This window comes from Saccharopolyspora sp. 6M (genome assembly GCF_020176775.1).
Lineage (GTDB): Bacteria > Actinomycetota > Actinomycetes > Mycobacteriales > Pseudonocardiaceae > Saccharopolyspora_C > Saccharopolyspora_C gregorii.
In genome coordinates this window covers 1-3,543 of sequence record NZ_JAIUJZ010000167.1, presented here as the reverse complement: position 1 = coordinate 3,543, position 3,543 = coordinate 1, and the positions used below count along the sequence as shown (strand labels likewise).

The window sequence follows — 3,543 nt, the reverse complement described above, 5'->3', positions numbered from 1 at the left end:
CGCGCTGCGGCGCCGGCGCACCCCCGGCCGGCGGGGCCGGGGGCCCCCCCCCCCCGGGGGGGCCCCCCCCGCCCCCCCCGGGTCCACCCGTCCACGAGCGTCCCGCGGGCGGTTCCGGCGCTGTGCCGGGCCGACCGGCGGGCGGCGGCCCGGGGCGCTGCGGCTGCTCGAACTCGGCGGGCGGGCCGATCAGGCCGCCCGGCGCGGCGGGAGCCTCGGGCAGCTCGAACAGGTCCGGCGGCGCGGGCTGGTCGGGAGCGGCCTGCTGGAACCCGCCCGGCTGCGGACGGCCGCGATCGGCCGGACCGGGCGGGGGCGGCCCCGGCGGCGGGACCGGCCTGCCCGATCCGGGCGGTGGCGCGGGCGGACCCTGCCTGCCCGGAGCCGGTTGCGGCGGCCCGAAGCGGGGTTGGCCGGATTGCGGCTGAGCGGGCTGTGGCTGGCCAGGCTGCGGCTGGCCAGGCTGGAGCTGCCCGGACCGAGTCGGCCCGGGACGGCCCGGCTGCGGTTGGCCGGGGTGCGGCCGGCCGGGGTGCGGCGGCGCCTGCCGCGGCAGCGGCCCGGACGCGTGCCTGCGCTGGGCCTGCTCGGGCGGCACCGGCGAACCGGCGGGCGGCGGGCCCGGAACCGTGCCTCCCGGAGGCGGCCCGGGCTGCGCGGGAGCGGACGCGTCGAGCAGGTGCGGCGGAACCGGCTCCCCACCGGTCCGGGGCGGCTCGGGCAGCGGGAGCTGCCCGGAGGTCGGCCCTTCCGGGCGCACCGCGGCGGCCTGTTCCGGTCCGCGACCGGCCGGCGGCGGCCCGGACGGACGCGCCCCGGGCTGCTCCGACGGTGCGGGCGGGAGCTGCTCGGACTGCTCGGACCGGTCGGCGTCGGACCGGTCGGCGTCCAACCCGTCGGCGTCGAGCGGCGCCTCGTCGGGCCGCTGCTCGGACGGCCCGTCCTGCTCCGGCGCCTCGGGCTGCGGGAGCGAGCCGCTCAGCGGCCCGGAGAACCCGGCGGGCCGCCCCTGCGCGCGCGGCTCGTCGGCGGCCGGCTGCTCGGCGAGTCCACCCAGCTCACCGGAGAGCGCCGAGGTGCCCGCGGCGGGGTCGGGTCGTTCCGGCTGGCCGGGCCGCGGTCGCGGCGCGGGGCCGCGGCGCGGGTGCGCGAACCGGTCGCCGAGCTGCCCGATCCGGTCCCAGAGCACGAAGGGGTCGGGTTCGGCGGCCAACGCCGCGAACTCGGAGCGCAGGTCGAACCGGCCTGGCCGGGCGGCCGGGCGGCGCGCGCCCTCCGGGCGTGGTTCCGGGTTGAGCTCCCCCCGCGCCAGCGGTTCACCGGGGATGCCCGGCGGCGGCTCCGGGAGCCTGCCGGACAGCGGCGGCGGACCCGGTCGTTCGGCGGGGCCGTCCGGCCGCGGCAGCCGACCGGAGTCGTGCCTGCCACCGGACCGCGGACCGCTCGGTTCGGCTGCGCCGCCGGGCAGCGGCAGCTCGCCCGAGGCCTGCAGATCGCCCGCGCGGTGCAGGTCCGGTGCGGGTCTGCGGTCCGCACCGCCGTGCCGGGAACCGTCACCGCGCGCAGCGACGGCACCGACCGGGTGGTCGCGGCCGGGTGACCCGGCGTCGTCGTGCGGAGTCCGCGCACCGGACTCCCGGAATTCTCCGGACATCAGGTGGTCACCACCGAGAACGGATTCGGAATAGTGGAATTCTCCGGGAACGAGCGATTCGCCGGAAATGACGGTCTCCCCGGCGGAGAAGGATTCGTCCGCCGCGCGCGCGGCGAATTCGGACATCTGCGGTTCGCTGCGGAAAGCGGCGTCCGGGCCGAGTTCGCCGCCGAGCCGGGCACCGCCGGGCGCGCTCGCGGGCCGCGCCGGGGCGGGGCGCCGGGTGGCGACGCCGGGCGCGGGCCTGCCGGGCCTGCGGACGGGTTCGCCGGGTTCGGCATCGCGCGGCGCGGCCGGGTGCCGGACACCGGTTCCCGGGTCGGGCGCCCGGCGCGGCGCGGCGGGCAGCGGTCGGCCCGCTGGTCCCGGCGCCGCCGGGTCGTGCGGTGACGTCACTTCTCCCCCAGCTCTCGGATGCACTTCGGCCGCCGCGGGCCCCTCGCCCGGACGTTCGGCACCGGTGCGGCGCGCGTCGTTCGGACGTTCCCGGTCCGGCCGTCGTTCCCGCTCACGCACCTGCGGTCCGGGTCGCGGCGCCGGTCTCGACCGACCGGTACCTCGCGGTGCGGAGCCCTGCGGCGACGTCGTCCCCCGCCGCGCGCAGGGGCGTCACCTGCGTCGATCGCGACATCACGAGCCCCCTCGTTGCTTCTGCTACCGCCGAGCGACATTAGCAGTCGCGTTCGAGGCGTACGGTGGTTTCCCGGCAAGCCACCTCCATTCCCGCGGGTGCACGCGCGTGGCATCGATCGGTCCCGTTCGGCAAGGTGCGGCGCATCGCACGTCCGGCGGGTTCTTCGACTCGGAACGCAGTGCACCGGTGCGGAATAAAATCGGAACATTCGAGTGCCGTTACTCACTTCGGCCGCAACCGACGGTGGCGTAGGTCGCGATCGGAGGACCACTGTGTCCTCTGGCGAATCGAACAGCGCAGGAGGAGGGCCGATGAACGGCCGGGAGCACATGGGCGGCGGAGCACGACGGGCGAGCTGGGCCAGCTTCGCCGCGTTGGGCGACAGCTTCACCGAGGGGATCGCCGACCCGGCTCCGGGCGGTGGCTTCCGCGGATGGGCCGACCGGCTGGCCGAGCACCTGACGACCCGGGAGCCCGAACTGCGGTACGCGAACCTGGCGGTGCGCGGCAAGCTGCTGCGCCAGATCGTCGAGACCCAGGTGCCGCAGGCCCTGGAGCTGCGGCCCGCGCTGGTCTCGCTCGTCGGCGGTGGCAACGACATCATCCGGCCCGGCGGCGACCCGGACCAACTCGCCGCGATCTTCGACGACGCGGTGACGCGGCTGCGCGCGACCGGCGCGGACGTGTTGATCGGCACCGGGTTCGACACCTCGACGACGCCGGTGCTGCGGCGGGTGCGCGGCAAGGTCGGCACGTACAACGCGCACCTGCGGGCGATCGCGGACAAGCACGGCTGCTTCGTGGTCGACCTGTGGTCGATGCGGGTGCTGAAGGACCAGCGCGCGTGGAGCGAGGACCGGCTGCACCTGTCCGCGGAGGGCCACCGCCGGGTGGCGCTGCGGGCCTGCGAGGCGCTGGGCGTGGCGGTCGACCAGGACTGGCGCGCCCCGTGGCCGGAGCTGCCGACCCGCCCGTGGCGGGTGCAGCGGGCCGAGGACATCCAGTGGGCCCGGGAGCACCTGGCGCCGTGGATCGTGCGCCGGCTGCGCGGGCGTTCCAGCGGGGACGGCCGCGGACCGAAGCGGCCGTCGCTGGAGCTCGTGTGCACCGCGGGGGCGCAGAACTCCGCGGCGGCCCGGAACTCCTCGACGGCCGAGGAGAGCGGGAAGTGCTGATCAGGAAGCCGGGGTGATCGGGGGCGGGAAGACGAAGTGCGGACCTCCGAGCATCCCCCTCCCAAAGGTCCGCACCCACC

At 77.6% G+C, this 3,543-nt stretch carries 1 protein-coding gene and 1 pseudogene; one reads left to right on the top strand and one right to left on the bottom strand.

Annotation, left to right across the window (positions count from 1 at the left end; all coding sequences use genetic code 11):
* A pseudogene (locus tag LCD31_RS20940) lies at positions 1-2,050 on the bottom strand (hypothetical protein); the annotation flags it as partial.
* 549 nt (positions 2,051-2,599) lie between these two features.
* On the opposite strand from LCD31_RS20940, the gene LCD31_RS20935 reads away from it, so the two are divergent.
* Positions 2,600-3,463, top strand: a complete 864-nt coding sequence (locus LCD31_RS20935) for an SGNH/GDSL hydrolase family protein (protein WP_224960441.1) — start codon at positions 2,600-2,602, stop codon at positions 3,461-3,463.
* The last annotated feature ends 80 nt before the right edge of the window (positions 3,464-3,543 follow it).

Bases quoted from the DNA above. Each gene is read 5' to 3' on its own strand.
- LCD31_RS20935 (WP_224960441.1), top strand. From the start codon at position 2,600: ATGAACGGCCGGGAGCACATGGGCGGCGGAGCACGACGGGCGAGCTGG.